At 56.9% G+C, this 15,278-nt stretch carries 15 protein-coding genes; 7 read left to right on the top strand and 8 right to left on the bottom strand.

The window, feature by feature from the left end; genetic code table 11:
- Window positions 1–171: 171 nt before the first annotated feature.
- Together RT613_RS05570 and RT613_RS05575 are read right to left on the bottom strand one after the other, a co-directional pair.
- Entirely contained in the window at window positions 172–843 is a 672-nt protein-coding gene (locus RT613_RS05570) for a helix-turn-helix domain-containing protein (protein ID WP_313608012.1), read from the bottom strand.
- Between the two features lie 48 nt (window positions 844–891).
- On the bottom strand, window positions 892–1,866 hold the full coding sequence (locus RT613_RS05575) for a GlxA family transcriptional regulator (protein WP_313613628.1): 975 nt from the start codon (window positions 1,864–1,866) through the stop codon (window positions 892–894).
- 90 nt (window positions 1,867–1,956) lie between these two features.
- Here RT613_RS05575 and RT613_RS05580 point away from each other — a divergent pair, with 90 nt between their 5' ends.
- Genes RT613_RS05580 through RT613_RS05600 form a run of 5 tightly spaced genes read left to right on the top strand, consistent with a single transcriptional unit; the run spans window position 1,957 to window position 7,912 of the window.
- Window positions 1,957–3,186, top strand: a complete 1,230-nt coding sequence (locus RT613_RS05580) for a sarcosine oxidase subunit beta family protein (protein WP_313613629.1) — start codon at window positions 1,957–1,959, stop codon at window positions 3,184–3,186.
- A 23-nt stretch (window positions 3,187–3,209) separates the two neighbouring features.
- Entirely contained in the window at window positions 3,210–3,482 is a 273-nt protein-coding gene (locus tag RT613_RS05585) for a sarcosine oxidase subunit delta (RefSeq protein ID WP_313613630.1), read from the top strand.
- The gene (locus RT613_RS05590; protein WP_313613632.1) at window positions 3,479–6,445 is read left to right on the top strand and encodes a sarcosine oxidase subunit alpha; all 2,967 of its coding nucleotides are present in this window, start codon (window positions 3,479–3,481) and stop codon (window positions 6,443–6,445) included. The genes RT613_RS05585 and RT613_RS05590 overlap by 4 nt, the downstream gene beginning before the upstream one ends.
- A 16-nt stretch (window positions 6,446–6,461) precedes the next feature.
- Window positions 6,462–6,992 carry a sarcosine oxidase subunit gamma family protein gene (locus RT613_RS05595; protein WP_313613634.1) on the top strand — a complete coding sequence of 177 codons (531 nt, stop codon included), beginning with the start codon at window positions 6,462–6,464 and terminating at the stop codon, window positions 6,990–6,992.
- A gap of 20 nt (window positions 6,993–7,012) precedes the next feature.
- A complete protein-coding gene (locus tag RT613_RS05600) occupies window positions 7,013–7,912 on the top strand; it encodes a bifunctional methylenetetrahydrofolate dehydrogenase/methenyltetrahydrofolate cyclohydrolase (RefSeq protein ID WP_313613635.1) in 900 nt (299 codons plus the stop codon).
- A gap of 74 nt (window positions 7,913–7,986) precedes the next feature.
- Here the strand turns inward: RT613_RS05600 and RT613_RS05605 are convergent, their stop codons facing one another.
- Entirely contained in the window at window positions 7,987–8,760 is a 774-nt protein-coding gene (locus RT613_RS05605; RefSeq protein WP_313613637.1) for an SDR family oxidoreductase, read from the bottom strand.
- Window positions 8,761–8,847: 87 nt separating this feature from the next.
- On the opposite strand from RT613_RS05605, the gene RT613_RS05610 reads away from it, so the two are divergent.
- Window positions 8,848–9,465 (top strand): TetR/AcrR family transcriptional regulator, encoded by a 618-nt coding sequence (locus RT613_RS05610; protein ID WP_313613638.1) that lies wholly within the window; start codon window positions 8,848–8,850, stop codon window positions 9,463–9,465.
- Window positions 9,466–9,766: 301 nt separating this feature from the next.
- On the opposite strand, the gene RT613_RS05615 is transcribed toward RT613_RS05610, so the two are convergent.
- The 3 genes from RT613_RS05615 to RT613_RS05625 form a co-directional block, all read right to left on the bottom strand.
- Window positions 9,767–10,774: a homoserine dehydrogenase gene (locus RT613_RS05615; protein ID WP_313613640.1), complete on the bottom strand. Its 1,008-nt coding sequence runs from the start codon at window positions 10,772–10,774 to the stop codon at window positions 9,767–9,769.
- A gap of 101 nt (window positions 10,775–10,875) precedes the next feature.
- Window positions 10,876–12,945, bottom strand: coding sequence for a pyridoxamine 5'-phosphate oxidase family protein (locus RT613_RS05620; protein WP_313613641.1), 2,070 nt, complete (start codon window positions 12,943–12,945; stop codon window positions 10,876–10,878).
- Between the two features lie 59 nt (window positions 12,946–13,004).
- Window positions 13,005–13,616 carry a glutathione S-transferase gene (locus RT613_RS05625; RefSeq protein WP_313613642.1) on the bottom strand — a complete coding sequence of 204 codons (612 nt, stop codon included), beginning with the start codon at window positions 13,614–13,616 and terminating at the stop codon, window positions 13,005–13,007.
- Window positions 13,617–13,736: 120 nt separating this feature from the next.
- Here RT613_RS05625 and RT613_RS05630 point away from each other — a divergent pair, with 120 nt between their 5' ends.
- The gene (locus RT613_RS05630) at window positions 13,737–14,630 is read left to right on the top strand and encodes a LysR family transcriptional regulator (protein WP_313613643.1); all 894 of its coding nucleotides are present in this window, start codon (window positions 13,737–13,739) and stop codon (window positions 14,628–14,630) included.
- A 31-nt stretch (window positions 14,631–14,661) separates the two neighbouring features.
- Here the strand turns inward: RT613_RS05630 and RT613_RS05635 are convergent, their stop codons facing one another.
- Window positions 14,662–14,907, bottom strand: coding sequence for a hypothetical protein (locus RT613_RS05635; protein WP_313613644.1), 246 nt, complete (start codon window positions 14,905–14,907; stop codon window positions 14,662–14,664).
- Window positions 14,908–15,014: 107 nt separating this feature from the next.
- The gene (locus RT613_RS05640; RefSeq protein ID WP_313613645.1) at window positions 15,015–15,260 is read right to left on the bottom strand and encodes a hypothetical protein; all 246 of its coding nucleotides are present in this window, start codon (window positions 15,258–15,260) and stop codon (window positions 15,015–15,017) included.
- Window positions 15,261–15,278: the final 18 nt, after the last annotated feature.

Here is a 15,278-nt window from a genome sequence, read left to right on the forward strand (position 1 = left end):
CGAAGAGCTACCACCCGATTTTTATCAAATCAACTCAAAAGAATAATTTTTTCCTAAAAAGAAACATCCGATATTTTTTCATGCAAAATGCTCAAATATTCGGCTGAATTGAAACCTTGATGCTTATGAGATTGGCACGGCCTGTGGGAAATTGCCGGACATGTTTTCTTCTCAGGAAACTCGCCCGCCATCACGTTTGGGATAAGAGATGATCGAGAGATAGCGACAGGGCAGTTTGACAAGCTGTTCTGGCCCGTGCGGTGCATCGGCATCAAAAAACAGGCTGTCGCCCGGTTCCATCTGGTAAAGCTGGTCTCCGTGGCGATAGACCACTTCACCCTCCAGCAAGAACAGGAACTCCATGCCCTCATGCTGAAAGGTCGGAAACACATCCGATTCTGCCGTCAGCGTGATGAGGTAGGGTTCGACCGTCACGCCGCTTGAATTGTTATCGATATGGCCGAGAAGGCTATATTGATGCCCGGCGCGTGTGCCACGGCGCTCAATATTGATGCCCTGCCCCGATTTGACGAAGGTGGCGTTGCGCGGTTCTTCGAAACGACGGAAGAATGAGGTCAGCGGTACACCCAGTGCCTTTGACAGGGACTGCAGCGTGGTGAGCGAGGGGGAAATATTGCCGTTTTCGATCTTCGACAACATGCCGACCGACATGCCGGTGGCAGTGGCCAGATCGCTGACCGTGATGCCGAGCGCCTTGCGATAGGTGCGGACTTCGTGGCCGATCGCCATTTCCAGATTGTTTTCACGCGGCTCGCGGGTGGCGTGCGGGTCCTGCGTCAAGGGCACCTGAGCCTGTCCGTTTTTCAATTCACTATCAGCCATCACTGCCCCCGTTTTCACCGAAAGGCATTCTCTACAGGAAAATTAATTTTATTCAGAGGAAATTTTTCCGCGCATGGCATGCGGCGTCACGGTAAAACGGGCTTTAAAGGCGCGGGAGAAATGACCGGCGCTTGAAAAGCCGGTCGCAAAGCCGATTTCCGCTATTGAAAGCGGGCTTTGTTCAAGAAGCCGCCGCGCGTGATCAAGGCGGATGTTGCGGTAGGTATCCAGAAACTTGCTGTTGAGCTGGTCGCTGAACAAGCGGTCCAGATGGCGCGCACTGATGCCAGCCAGTTTTGCCATCTCGTCACGGCCCAAAGGCTGCTCGACGGAGGTTTCCATTTTCTCCAACACGGCAAGCAGGGCTGGATGATGGGTGCCGAACCGTTCTGGGGCGGAGGCGCGTTGCGGTGCCGTCGGCTCCGACACGACAGTGTGAAGATACCAGTCACTGACCCTCCTTGCGAAATGTGGCCCCATGCGCTCCAGGATCATCGCATGCATCATGTCGAGCGGTGCGATGCCGCCGGCACATGTCACCCGGTCGCCAGCCAGCACGAAACGCGCCTGGCGTGGCGACAGATGCGGAAAGGCTTCTCTTAATGCCTCGGCATGTTCCCAGTGAATGGTGAAGTCCCGGTTGTTGAGCAGGCCTGCCGCCGCGAGAACATAGGCGCCGCTGGAAATGCCACCGATGCGGATACCTTGCCGCGCCAGCCGGCGCAGGACACTATGCGCACTGTCCACCACAAGCCAGTCTCGTGGGCCACCGCCAGCGCAAACGAAGATTGTGTGGCAGGATGGACCCGTGGTGGCAAGTTCGGCGCAGGGCACCGGAATGCCGCCAGAATTGGCGACAGCACCACCATCAATGGAAAGCGGAACAACCTCATAAAGATCTTTGCCCGCGATCAGATTGGCGGCCCGCAGCGGCTCGACCGCTGATGCATAGGACATCAACGCAAAATTGGGCACCAGCAAGAAGCCGATTTTCTGGGTGTCGCGACTGTCTGAAACGCTCATGTCCTTTTTTTACATCAATAGGTCCCAATCTGGCAAGATTTGCCATGATGGGTGTCGTTAGGATGGGGTCACATTATCGAGGTTCTGCTGATGCGTTATTCCGCTCTTTCGCTCTTTTTGAATGGCCTCAAGGGCAACAAGTCCTGGGGTGAAGCCTGGCGTCAGCCAAATCCGAAACCGCATTATGGTGGTCATGGTCTTGCGACAGCCTATTACCTTGCCAAGGAATTCGGCATTCGCAATGTCGCGGTGCTGGAAAAGGGCTATATCGGTTCCGGCAATGTCGGTCGAAACACAACGATCATTCGCTCCAATTACCTGCTTGAAGGCAATAACCCGTTCTACGAGCTGTCGATGAAGCTGTGGGAAGGGCTGGAACAGGATTTCAATTTCAACGCCATGGTCTCGCAACGCGGTGTGATCAATCTCTATCACTCCGATGCGCAGCGTGATGCCTATACGCGACGCGGCAATGCCATGCGTCTGCATGGTGTCGACGCGGACCTTCTGGACCGCGCTGCCATCAAGACCATGTTGCCTTTCCTTGATTTCGACAATGCACGGTTTCCGATCCAGGGTGGCCTGATGCAGCGGCGCGGTGGCACGGTGCGCCATGACGGCGTGGCGTGGGGTTATGCGCGCGGCGCAGACAGCCATGGTGTCGATATCATCCAGAACTGCGAGGTCACGGCCATTCGCCGAGAAAACGGCCAGGTCACGGGTGTCGAAACCTCGAAAGGGTTTATCGGTTGCGGCAAGCTGGCACTGGCCGCAGCTGGCAACTCGTCACGTGTTGCCGAGATGGCCGGCATGAAACTGCCGATTGAAAGCCATGTGCTGCAGGCTTTTGTATCGGAAGGTCTTAAACCCTTTATCGACAATGTCGTGACCTTCGGTGCCGGGCATTTTTACGTGTCCCAGTCGGACAAGGGCGGATTGGTTTTCGGCGGCGATATCGACGGTTACAATTCCTACGCCCAGCGCGGCAACATGGCGACGGTCGAGCACGTCGCCGAAGCCGGCAAGGCGATGATCCCTGGGCTTTCACGGGTGCGGGTGTTGCGTGCCTGGGGCGGCATCATGGACATGTCGATGGACGGTTCACCGATCATCGACAAGACGCCGATCGACAATCTCTATCTCAATGCGGGCTGGTGTTACGGCGGTTTCAAGGCAACGCCGGCCTCCGGTTTCTGTTTCGCCCATCTGCTGGCGAAGGACGCCCCACACCCGACCACGCGCCAGATGCGGCTTGATCGTTTCGAGCGTGGTTATCTCCTCGACGAAAAGGGCCAGGGCGCCCAACCCAACCTGCACTGATCTGCGGCATCAAGGACAAGCACATGGCAAGCCTCGTCACCTGCCCGCATTGCGGCGCAAGACCAAAAGAAGAATTCACAGTCAAGGGCGCTGCACTGGCGCGCCCCGCACCGGATGCTCCGCAGGAGGCCTGGTTCGATTATGTTTATCTCAGAGACAATCCACGCGGGCGTTATGAAGAATATTGGCACCACACATCCGGATGCAGGCGCTGGCTTGTCGTTACGCGCGACACGGCAACCCATGAAATTTATGAAACGCGTGATGCCGCAAAGCGCAGCGAGGTGACAGCGTGACCTCTTATCGTCTCCCCACCGGTGGTCTGATCGACCGTGACAAACCGCTGTCGTTTTCCTTCGACAAACAGCGCCTGATCGGCCTTGAAGGCGACAGCCTTGCCTCAGCCCTTCTCGCCAATGGTCGGTTGCTGGTTGGCCGCAGTTTCAAATACCACCGCCCGCGCGGCATATTGACTGCCGGTGCCGCCGAACCAAATGCCCTGATGACGATTGGCCAGGGGGGGCGCACCGAACCGAACACCCGCGCCACCATGCAGGAACTTTATCTCGGTCTGGAGGCTGTCAGCCAGAACCGCTGGCCGTCGCTCGATTTCGATATCGGATCGCTCAACAGCCTGCTGTCGCCATTCCTGGGGGCCGGTTTCTACTACAAGACCTTCATGTGGCCTGCAGCGCTTTGGGAAAAACTCTATGAGCCCTTCATCCGTCGGGCCGCCGGTCTTGGTCGCGCGACCTATGAGACCGACCCGGACAATTATGAAAAGGTTTGGGAACATTGCGATCTGCTGGTGATTGGCAGCGGAGCGACAGGCCTTGCTGCAGCCCTGGCCGCCGGTCGTTCCGGTGCCCGTGTTATTCTGGCCGACGAGCATTCCCGGCCCGGTGGCGGACTTCTCTCGGAAACGGCCACCGTCGGCGGACAGTCGGCCGCGGATTTCGTGGCGGAAACATTGGCCGAGCTTGCTGCCCTGCCCAACGTCACCATCGTGCCGCGCACCACCATTTTTGGATGGTATGACGGCAATGTCTTCGGCGGCGTGGAGCGGGTACAGAAACACGTGTCGGCACCGCAGGCCAACCTGCCAGTCGAGCGCCTGTGGCGTATCATTGCCAAACATGCGATCTTGGCGACGGGTGCTGAAGAACGCCCTCTCGTTTTCGGTGGCAATGATATTCCCGGTGTGATGATGGCCGGTGCCATGCGCAGCTATCTCAATCGTTATGCGGTTGCTCCGGGCAAGCAGGTGGCGATTTTCACCACCAATGACAGTGGCTATGCATTGGCGCACGATCTTGAGGCCGTTGGTATTGTGCCTGTCGCAATCATCGACAGCCGCACAGGTGCAACACCAGCATCCTATCGTGGCCGCGCTCGCGTGCTGTCCAATGCCGTTGTCACGGATGCCAAGGGCGGCAAGGCGCTGTCGGCAATTACCGTGCGCAGTGGCGCCGGTGAAACGACATTGACTGTTGATGCCCTGGCAATGTCCGGCGGCTTCAACCCGATCATCAACCTTGCATGCCACCGGGGTGGCAAGCCTGTGTGGTCGGATGAAAAGGCTGTTTTCCTTGCCCCGCAAAACCTTGATGGTCTTTCGCTCGCCGGTGCTGCGGCCGGTCTTGATGGGCTTCAGTCTTGTCTGGCCGATGGTGCTGCAAAAGGCATGGCCGCCGTTCAGGCGCTCGGTTTTGCTGCAGACACACCGGTTTTTGCCGATGTTGCCGGTGACTTTGTCGGAGGTTCGATCAAACCTCTGTGGAACATCCCAGGCATTCGCGGCAAGGCCTTCGTGGATTACCAGAACGACGTTCATCGCAAGGATCTCGGGCTTGCCGTGCAGGAAGGTTATGGCCACGTCGAGCTTGCCAAACGTTACACCACGAACGGCATGGCGACGGATCAGGGCAAACTTTCCAACGTCAACGCCATTGCATTGCTGGCCGATGCGCGGGGCGTATCGCCGGCAGAGGTTGGGACAACGACGTTTCGTCCGTTCTACACGCCGGTTTCTTTTGGCGCCTTGACCGGCAGTTCGCATGGCTCACATTTCCAGCCGGTGCGAAAATCCCCATTGCACGACTGGGCCAAGAAAAACGATGCCGTTTTTGTTGAAACCGGCCTTTGGTATCGCTCGTCCTGGTTCCCGCGCGCCGGTGAAACCACATGGCGCGAAAGCGTTGACCGGGAAGTGAAAAATGTCCGCATCAATGCCGGCCTCTGCGACGTGTCCATGCTGGGTAAGATCGAGATCACCGGCGGTGATGCAGCCGAGTTTCTGAACCGCGTTTACAGCAATGCCTTCCTGAAATTGCCAGTCGGCAAGGCACGTTATGGCCTGATGTTGCGTGAAGACGGCATGATCTATGATGACGGCACCACAAGTCGCCTCGAAGAAAACCGTTATTTCATGACCACCACAACGGCCTACGCGGCAGGTGTGCTCAATCATCTCGAATTTTGCGCGCAGGCGCTGTGGCCTGAGCTTGATGTGCGTTTGGCGTCGGTGACCGATCAGTGGGCGCAGATGGCAATTGCCGGGCCGAAGGCACGCAGCATTCTCCAGCGGATTGTCGATAACGACATTTCCGACGAGGCCTTCCCCTTCCTCGGTGCATCCACCGTGTCGCTGTTTTCGGGTCAGCTCAAGGGTCGTCTGTTCCGCATCTCGTTCTCCGGCGAACTGGCCTATGAGCTGGCGGTACCGGCCGGATATGGAGAAGCGGTTGCCGATGCGATCATGGAAGCGGGTCGCGAAGACGGTATTCAGCCCTATGGCGTTGAGGCGCTGTCGGTGCTGCGTATCGAAAAGGGTCACGTCACCCATAACGAGATCAATGGAACGGTTGTGCCTGGCGATCTCGGTTTTGGCAAAATGGCCTCTGCGACGAAGCCTGATTTTATCGGCAAACATATGCTGGGCCGAGAAGGTCTTCAGGCGTCCGAACGATTGCAGCTTGTTGGCGTGATGCCAAGCGATCCGGCCACCAGCTTCCGCAGCGGTTCACATATTCTGGCCAAGGATGCGCAAGCCACTTTGGAAAACGACCAGGGCTACGTGACCTCAAGTTGTTATTCGCCACATATCGGCTCGACGATTGGTTTGGCTCTCGTTCGTCGGGGTGCTGAGCGGCATGGTGAAGAGGTGCAGATCTGGAATGGTCTGCGCGGCGAGTTTACTGCGGGCAAATTGTGCAGCCCGGTTTTTTATGACCCTGCAAACGAAAAGCTTCACATCTGAGGTTGGGAGAGTGACGATGTCCAAAGTCCTTATCAAATCACGCCCTGCCCTGGCCAATCACGAAGCGATCCGGCGTACTGGGGTGACCATCGAGGCGCTGCCAGAGGGCACTGTGCTTCATATTCTGGCGCATCCTTCGGCTGACAATGCGCAAGGCTCGCAGGCCGCTTTTGCTGCTGCCGGCCTGTCGCTGCGTGCCGTGGCACCTGGCCAATGGTTTGCGGTTAAAGATACCGTCATGTCCGATGAGCAGATTGATGCACTGGCGGCAACGCTGAACCCTTGGGCTGATATTGTCGATCAGAGCCATGGGCGCGTCAGGATCCTGATCAGTGGCAAAAAATCCACCAAAGTGCTGGCCAAGGGAACAGCGGTTGATGTCTCGCTTTCCGCTTTTCCGATCGGTCATGCATCGACAACGCTGATCGGCCATATCTCAGCGCATCTGACCCGTATCAGTGACGAGAATTTCGAACTGACCGTGCTGCGGGGCTTTGCCGAAAGCCTGTGGGATGATCTTGCCCGCATGAGCATCGAATTCAGCTAAAAATCGAAAGAGGATCAGCCATGTCGACGAGGATCGATGGCAAGGTGGCAGCAGCGTCGGTTATCGACGCTGTGAAAACATCACATTTGGCACTGGAAGAAGCGACAGGCCACAAGGCCGGCCTTGCGGTGGTGATCGTTGGTGACGATCCCGCAAGTCACGCTTATGTCGGTGCCAAGGGACGAATGGCCAAGGAATGCGGCTTTAACTCCGTGCAGCACACGCTGCCCGTTGAAACGACGCAGGAAGAGCTGCTGGCGCTGGTCGCAAAGCTGAATGACGATGCGTCCATTCACGGCATTCTTGTGCAATTGCCGTTGCCGCGCCATCTCGATGCCGAGCCGGTCATTCAGTCCATCCTGCCGCAAAAGGATGTGGACGGTCTTCATGTGGTGAATGCCGGGAAGCTGGCAACCGGCGATCTCACGACCGGTCTGTTATCCTGCACGCCTGCCGGTGCGATGATATTGGTGAAGCAGGTGCATGGCGCTGACTTGTCCGGCCTGAATGCACTTGTCATTGGTCGGTCCAACCTGTTTGGAAAACCGATGGCGCAGCTACTTCTCAATGCCAATGCGACCGTGACGGTCGGGCATTCCCGGTCAAAAGACTTGTCCGCCCTCTGCAGACAGGCCGATATCGTGGTTGCGGCCGTTGGGCGGGCTGAGATGGTAAAGGCCGATTGGCTGAAACAGGGTGCCACCGTCATCGATGTCGGCATCAATCGTATTGGGGCACCAGAACTTGGTGATGGCAAAACGAAACTCGTCGGCGATGTCGACTTCAAGGGCTGTCAGGATGTTGCAGGTGCAATCACCCCCGTGCCGGGTGGCGTTGGCCCGATGACGATTGCCATGCTGATGGCCAACACGGTGATTGCCGCTCACCAGCAATTGGGCAGACCGCGGCCGTCTTTCTGAGAAACAGGGCGCTGCTAAGATTTGACGTCAGGCGAGACCGCCTGACGTGATTGTTGTTGGTTACTTCTTCCAGATCAGATCCGTGCACCACCGGTCGCGTCAATACGCTGCCCTGTTGTCCAACGCGCGTCGTTGGAGGCGAGGAAGGTGATGACATCGGCAACATCATCCGTGCGTCCGACACGAGAGAAAACGGAGAGCGCTTCTGCCCCGGCACGTGCTTCTGGTGCAGCCAGCCACTCGGCGTTCATGTCTGTTTCCGTCACGCCGGGCAGCACGGCATTAACGGTGATGCCGCGTTTGCCAAATTCCGGAGCAAGCGCCAGCGTCAATGTCTCCAGCGCACCCTTGGAGGCGGCATAAGCGGGATGGGTTGGGGCAGCGATGCGGGTAAAGCCGGTCGAGACATTGATGATGCGACCATTATCCCGGATGTGATCCGCAGCGGCCTGAATGAGGAAAAACGGCGCGGTGTAATTGATGGCCATCAGCTCTTCAAAGGCTACCGCTGTCGTATCTTTCAGCGATGTTGCTGGTGCGATGCCTGCATTGTTGACCAGAATATCCAGGTCTGGAGAGCCGGTGCTGGCGATAGCGGCTTGCTTGAACTGATCCCACAGGCTGTATGCCGCCTCTCTGCCTTGCCGCAGATCTGCCTTGAGAGCGACGGCTTTCGCGCCGAGCGCCTCAATATCACGGACCGTTGCCTGTGCGGCATCGGGATTGGCGCCGTAGTGAATGCCGATGAGGCCTGCGCCTTCTTTAGCAAAGGCAAGGGCCGCGGCGCGGCCGATGCCACGTGAACTTCCCGTTATCAGGGCGACTTTATTCGATAATCTCTTGGACATGGATCACTCCGTTGTGATTTAACTAGCGATCGATATAATAAAAGCGAAACATGGGCTGTCAATAATTTTATAGGGATCACTATAATAATGTCTGAGGCAACGCGAAAACGCGGCAGACCGCGCATGCTGGATCGGGAGGCCGGGCTTGAAGTTGCGGCACGACTTTTCTGGGAGCGCGGTTACGAAGGCACGTCAATATCTGACCTGACGCAGGCGATGGGCATAACGCCGCCTTCTCTCTATGCCACCTTCGGTTCAAAGGAAGAGCTGTTCGGGCTGGCGCTCGATTACAGTATTGCGCGAGAAAATGGCCGCCGCTCGGAGATATTGCAGGCAAAAACGCCGCTTTATCAGGCGCTGAAAGCCTATCTCTATGATATTGCCGAAGGCCACACGCAGCCTGACAAACCACGCGGTTGCATCGTTTCGACTGCCGTTTTGCAGCATTCGGAAGAAAACGCATCGGTTGCCCGTACGACGGCCAGCCTTCGCGAAGCCTCGATGCAGATACTCAAGGCGCGTTTTGACCGCGCCGTTGACGAGGGTGAGCTACCGGAAAAAACCGATACAGATACGCTGGCACGGTTTTATGGCGCGATCATTCAGGGCATGTCTGCGCAGGCTTGCGATGGCGCCTGTACCGTCAGGTTGAAGGCTCTGATTGATGTTGCCCTGACCGCCTGGCCCGGCGAACGCAGCCCTTGATGATGATTTGCTTGTGCCGGGCAGAAACGGTTTTAGCGGTCACTCACCGGGATGGGTGATTTTTGCCCTGGCAATACGATCGGCCAGAGCTGCCTTGCCTTCTGCCCGCAGTGCATCGCCGGCGGCTGCCATGTCGCGTGACCGTTCTTCCTGACCAAGCCTGCAACAGATTTCTAGGCTATCGATGACCAGTTCATATCCGACAATGTTTGGCAGACGTCTTTTGGTGTTTCTCGCTGGTAAACCGGCTTTGGGCCAAGCATTTCACACTGTGACGAATTGGGGGCACTGAAGTCGTGGATCACCGGGCCGGTGCCAGTCGCGCCGAAAGGATATATTCAAGATCTTTCAGTGCCGCTGCCGCTGTTGCCAAGGGTTCCTTGCCGGACCCGATGGCCAGCGTTTCACCCATGGCATCGCTGGTAATGCGGATCGCCTTGTCTTTTCCCCTGACATTGGCGAAGGCATCGTCAAGTGGATAGGTCTTCACGCCGACACTGGCCCTGAATGTGCCGTCTGAATGAACAAGGCTGCCCACCAGCTTCGGCACAAGCCCTTCGCTGCGCCATGTCTGGATGCGCTCAGCCGTCACGGACTGAATGCCATCGACGATGAGATCATCCATTTCAAGCTCTGCGCCGAGACCAAAATTGGCGAGGATGAGGAGTTTGCAGGCCGTGTCCCATCCTTCGGTATCGTTGCGCGGATCACTTTCGGCAAAACCGCCCTGCTGGGCTTCACGCAATGCCTCATCGAAGCCGACACCGCGTGTCATCATGGCGTCGAGCAGGTAATTGGTGGTGGCATTGAGAATGCCCTCGACTTCCAGCACATTGCAGCCTTTGAGGCTATGCTCCACGAGATCGACGGTAGGAAGAGCGGCGGATGCCGCGCCACTCAGTTTCAGAATCGCACCAGATTTTTGGGCAAGAGCGCACAGCTTTTTTCCACTATGGACCAGCGCACCTTTTGATATGACAATCGTGTCGCGCCCGGAGGCAAGCGCTGAGTGAATATAGGCAAGGCCCGGCCCACCGGTGCGAAAGTCAGTTGGTCCGGCCTCGATCAGAATGTCGGCACCGCTGGCTGCGATGAAATCAGGCCCTGAAAGCCCCTCCTGCAATGTCGTGAGTTGGTCGGCTTGCAGACCTTCAGGATCACGTAGCCCGGCGCGCGATCCGCAAACCGCGACCAGACGGACATCCGCGTGATAGACCTGGGCGTAACGCTCGCGACGAGACAAAAGCAGATTGGCAGTCGCACGGCCCACACCTCCAAAGCCAGCAATGGCGACGTTCACTCTGCGCATATTCAATCCCTTCGTCTGTTCACCACTCGGCATGATTTGTCCGGATCATAGGACGGTCCAGTCAAAACCTGCAATGCACTGGTTGATTGTGATGTGCGCAATCAAAGCTCCAGATGCAGGTCTTCGCCTTCGGCCGGCACGGAACAACAAAGCAATGCCTCGCCATCGGCCACGGGATAGCTCGGTTGTTGGGGGTAGCTGACCTTACCCTTGCGAAGCGCGACCTTGCAGTCACCACACTGGCCGACCCGGCACCCGAAGGCCGGGGCAAGCCCCCTGTCCTCCGCGAAATCCAGCAGCGGTCCATCCCCCGGGTTCCAGCGTGCTTCCTTGCCGGTTTGGGTGAAGATAACCTTGACCGGCGCGGTGGCGGCGGGCGCTGCAGGGGCGGTCAACTCAACAGCTGAATTGTCGCGTTTCAAACCGGAAGGCCCAAATGCCTCGGCATGGATACGCTCATCTGCGATGTTGAGTCCACGCAATCCTTCATAGATGGACTGCATGAAGGATACCGGCCCACAGAGATAAAAATCATAGTCGCCAAAAGGCAAATGGGCCTTGAGCAGATCCATGTTGATGCGGCCTGACGCGTCATAAGTCCGCTCGTCAGTAGTGTCAGGTTTTCCCAATACCCTGATGTCATGGATCGTCCCTTGGCCGCGTCTGGCAAGTTCGGCGATTTCATCATCGAAGGCCCGTTCCGAAAGGTTGCGTGATGAGCGAAACAACCACACCGGACGTCGTTTCTGTGTCCGGTCGCCTTCGTGAACGATATGCCTCAGCATGGAAAGCAGAGGGGTGATGCCGATGCCGGCACCAAGCAGAACTGCGGGGCGGCCGCGCTCCAGCGCATTGATGGTGAAGGCTCCGGCCGGTGCTTTCACCTCGATCTCATCGCCTTCATGTTTGCCATGCAAAAGCGTGGACGCCTTGCCCTCACGCTTGATGCTCAACCGGTAATGACCATCGGATGGCGCACTCGATATCGTATAGCTGCGGGTGATGGATGTCTCACCATCGGCAATATGGATCGGTAGATATTGGCCAGGCAAATTGGGGATCAGTGCCTCTTCGTCGACTGGCTCCAGATAAAGGGAGCGGATTGTCGTGCTTTCTTCAACGATCCGCTTTATGCGAAACCGACGCCAGGTTTGAGCGCGTGTTGCGGCCTTCATACGCGCTTCTGCCTGCGCCCAGCTGCCTGTCATCAAGCTGTTGGGGGAGATGCCGTCTTCCGCATAGGTCCAGCGCAAGGGCAGCGCATTGCGACGCAGAACCACTTTCTGCGGCATCACGCGCCACAACCGTTCCGCTCCTTCAAAAGCTGCGATTTCGGGTGAATCCAAGATAATCTCAACCGTTCCAGAAACCTGCAGGACACTGCCGGTGTCATGATCGACAAACAGCAATCCAGCCTTGGGATTGATGAGGAAATTGCCAAGTGTATTGAAAAACAGATTGCCAATGAAATCTGGAATGGTCAGGCCGCCATCTGCATCGATGCGCACGAAACCTTGCTGCCCGCCGCGGTGGGAGACATCAACTTGCCGCCCTTCATCGTCACGATCCGCAAAGGAGGAAACGAAGAAAGTGTCAGCGACGCCAATGATCTCTCGTGCCTGATCTCCAAGTTCATGAGAAACGATGGCGGTAGAGATGTGCGGTGTTGCCGGGTCGCGTACAAAGGCGAATTGCCGGTTCTGGATGTAACGCGGACAGTTGCCGAAGCTGTGTTCGACAGTGACGGAGATATGGTCGCCTGTGGTGCGATTGATGGTGCCATTCATGCGGTTTCTGCGGCGGGTAACGAGATCGATACCCAAGAGGCCAATCGGATCGCCATGCCGCATGCCACCCTCGGCCGGGTCTGCAGGATCACCAATAGCATTGATATCCAAAGTCAGCGGATCAGGTGAATGCAGGAAGCCCGGCTTGCCACTTCTGATCGTTGCCCAGGGAAAACCGTCTTGATCAACCGCACCGATGACGATGAATGGCAGCAGTGGATAAAATTCGCGATGTTGGTCGAGCAGAAACCGGCGGACAAACTTGCGACCAATCGTATCCATGTGATCGGCAACGCCAGCATGGCGCTGCAATGTCAGTTCGCCCTCGTGCCAGGGGGACGGTGCGGCCTGAGTTGCCTGTTCTATCGTCGTGGTGTCAGGCATGGTCCTATCTCCGATGTCGAATTGGATGCGCGCGGCTTGTGTCACGCGCATCCCTGCCTTCAGGACGCCAAGCCAATTGCCGTTTTGGGAAATGGTGCAAAACCTGGCAGTGCCTCGATCCGGGCCAGCCACTGGCGAACCTGCGGGTGGCGGGTGAGGTCCACATTGCCTTCCGGTGCGCTGACGATGTAGCTGTAGAGCGCGACATCGGCGATCGTCGGGGTCTTGCCGGTGATGAAAGCGTGCTGTTCGAGTTCGTCGTTGATGAGCCCGAGGATACGGTGGGCCCGCGCAATAACCTCATCACTGCGAAAATCCGCGCCAAATACGGTTATCAGGCGAGCGGCCGCCGGGCCATATGCAATTTCACCAGCGGCAACGGACAGCCATTTCTGGATCTTTGCGACACTTGCCAAATCATCTGGCAGCCAGTCCTTTCGGCCAAATTTCGTTGCCAGATAAACGAGGATGGCATTGGAATCATTGACGATAATGTCGCCATCTTCAAGCACCGGCACCTGACCGAAGCGATTGAGCTTCAGAAAATCGGGTTTCTTATGAGCGCCATTTGCCAGATCAACCTCTATGATCTCCGCATCAACGCCGAGCAGCGAAAGGAAGAGATAGGCGCGATGAGCATGGCCGGAAAGTGGGAAATGATAGAGTTTCATGAACGGCTCCTTGGACGTATGAAGCATGAGCTTCGATGACAGCAATGAGCCTATTCCCATCCATAATTTCGTAGTAGACAGATATTTATAGAAGTTACCTCTCGAAATGTGGAAGATTGTATGGATCGTCTTGATGCAATGGCTGTGCTTTTGAGCGTGGTGGAGACAGGCAGTCTTTCGGCCGCTTCACGTGCCCTGCACTCTCCACTGCCGACGGTCAGTCGCAAGATATCTGAACTTGAATCCCATCTTGGCGTGCGCCTGATGACCCGCACCAGCCGCAAAATAGTGCTGACGGAGGTTGGCGAAACCTATGTGCGGGCGGCACGCGAAATTTTAGGGCGTGTGGACGAGGCGGAACGCCGCACTTCTGGCGAATATCTCACGCCGCGGGGTGATTTGACGATGACGGCGCCGATCGTTTTTGGCCGTTTGCATGTTTTGCCCGTCGTGACGGATTTCCTCAAAGCCTATCCTGACATCAATATCCGCCTGACAATGGGTGACCGCACCATCAGCCTCGCCGACGAGCAGATCGATGTGGCGCTGCGCATCGGTCATCTGCCGGAGAGCAACCTCATCGCCACCCGTGTCGGGTCGATGCGTACAACGGTTTATGCCCACCCGGACTACCTGGAGCGTCACGCCAGACCGGTTCACCCGCGTGACCTTGCTGAGCACGACTGTGTTGCGTTCGAAGGTGTGCTGTCTCACCGCTTCTGGACGTTTCGCGATGGGAAACAAGACATCTCGACGCCGATACGGGCCCGGCTTCTGGTCAATACGGCCGAGGCTGCAGTGGACGCTGCTGCAGCTGGCATTGGTATAACCCGCGTGATGGCCTATCAGGCAAAACGGGCGGTCGATGCAGGCCTGCTGGTGCCGCTTCTCGAGGATTTCGAACTGGAAATCTCACCTGTGCATCTGGTGCACCTGTCGCACGGGTTGATGCCTTTAAAGCTCAGAACATTTCTGGATTTCGCCGCGCCAAGATTGAGAGCGGTTTTGTCGTAGGTTTTGTTGGTACTCCAAAACAGAGTCGTGCTTATTCAAGCAGATGATCGTCGTCGATCGTGGCGCCGCTTTCCTGAAAACCGCAGCCGATATCCACCAGCAGGTCGTCGCATTCGACGCAGCTCATGCAGATGCCGCAGCCATCGAGATCGAAATCGCTGGCAGTTTTGCGCTGGCGACAGCAGTCGCAAATGATGGTCTCGCGGCACGTTGAGCGTGTTGGTTCGAGGATTTCAATGGTGTGATTTTCGCTGGCCTTTGCGGCAGGACGCGGCATCGCAACCTCCCTGTTTCTACTTGAAACAGAGATGGGGATGGTGTGGGGAAAATTCCAGATCGATGATGGTTCGTGTTCGTGCGTGGTTGTGTCACAGCAACCAGTGACTAAAGCTGGTTTGCCCGGCTCAGCAGGTCACGCCAGCGCTTGACGTAACCTTCGACGAATTGTTGTTGAATGCCGGCCGCAGACATCTTTTCGGCGAGATCATCCAGGTCGAAATCCTCCAGCGCGGTATCACCGGAGTAATGTCTGAGTGTATATTTGAAGGTCTCTTCCCAACTGCGCCGCACACCAACAGAGGCATCCTCAATGTGGGGGCGGTAGCGCGCTATCAACTCTGCCAGTGTCATCTGCAACAACTCCGGTTT

It is taken from the genome of Agrobacterium sp. (assembly GCF_032092815.1).
Classification (GTDB): domain Bacteria; phylum Pseudomonadota; class Alphaproteobacteria; order Rhizobiales; family Rhizobiaceae; genus Agrobacterium.

Coding starts and splice junctions, on each gene's coding strand:
- RT613_RS05570 (WP_313608012.1), bottom strand. CDS start 843: ATGGCTGATAGTGAATTGAAAAACGGACAGGCTCAGGTGCCCTTGACG.
- RT613_RS05575 (WP_313613628.1), bottom strand. CDS start 1,866: ATGAGCGTTTCAGACAGTCGCGACACCCAGAAAATCGGCTTCTTGCTG.
- RT613_RS05580 (WP_313613629.1), top strand. CDS start 1,957: ATGCGTTATTCCGCTCTTTCGCTCTTTTTGAATGGCCTCAAGGGCAAC.
- RT613_RS05585 (WP_313613630.1), top strand. CDS start 3,210: ATGGCAAGCCTCGTCACCTGCCCGCATTGCGGCGCAAGACCAAAAGAA.
- RT613_RS05595 (WP_313613634.1), top strand. CDS start 6,462: ATGTCCAAAGTCCTTATCAAATCACGCCCTGCCCTGGCCAATCACGAA.
- RT613_RS05600 (WP_313613635.1), top strand. CDS start 7,013: ATGTCGACGAGGATCGATGGCAAGGTGGCAGCAGCGTCGGTTATCGAC.
- RT613_RS05605 (WP_313613637.1), bottom strand. CDS start 8,760: ATGTCCAAGAGATTATCGAATAAAGTCGCCCTGATAACGGGAAGTTCA.
- RT613_RS05610 (WP_313613638.1), top strand. CDS start 8,848: ATGTCTGAGGCAACGCGAAAACGCGGCAGACCGCGCATGCTGGATCGG.
- RT613_RS05615 (WP_313613640.1), bottom strand. CDS start 10,774: ATGCGCAGAGTGAACGTCGCCATTGCTGGCTTTGGAGGTGTGGGCCGT.
- RT613_RS05620 (WP_313613641.1), bottom strand. CDS start 12,945: ATGCCTGACACCACGACGATAGAACAGGCAACTCAGGCCGCACCGTCC.
- RT613_RS05625 (WP_313613642.1), bottom strand. CDS start 13,616: ATGAAACTCTATCATTTCCCACTTTCCGGCCATGCTCATCGCGCCTAT.
- RT613_RS05630 (WP_313613643.1), top strand. CDS start 13,737: ATGGATCGTCTTGATGCAATGGCTGTGCTTTTGAGCGTGGTGGAGACA.
- RT613_RS05635 (WP_313613644.1), bottom strand. CDS start 14,907: ATGCCGCGTCCTGCCGCAAAGGCCAGCGAAAATCACACCATTGAAATC.
- RT613_RS05640 (WP_313613645.1), bottom strand. CDS start 15,260: ATGACACTGGCAGAGTTGATAGCGCGCTACCGCCCCCACATTGAGGAT.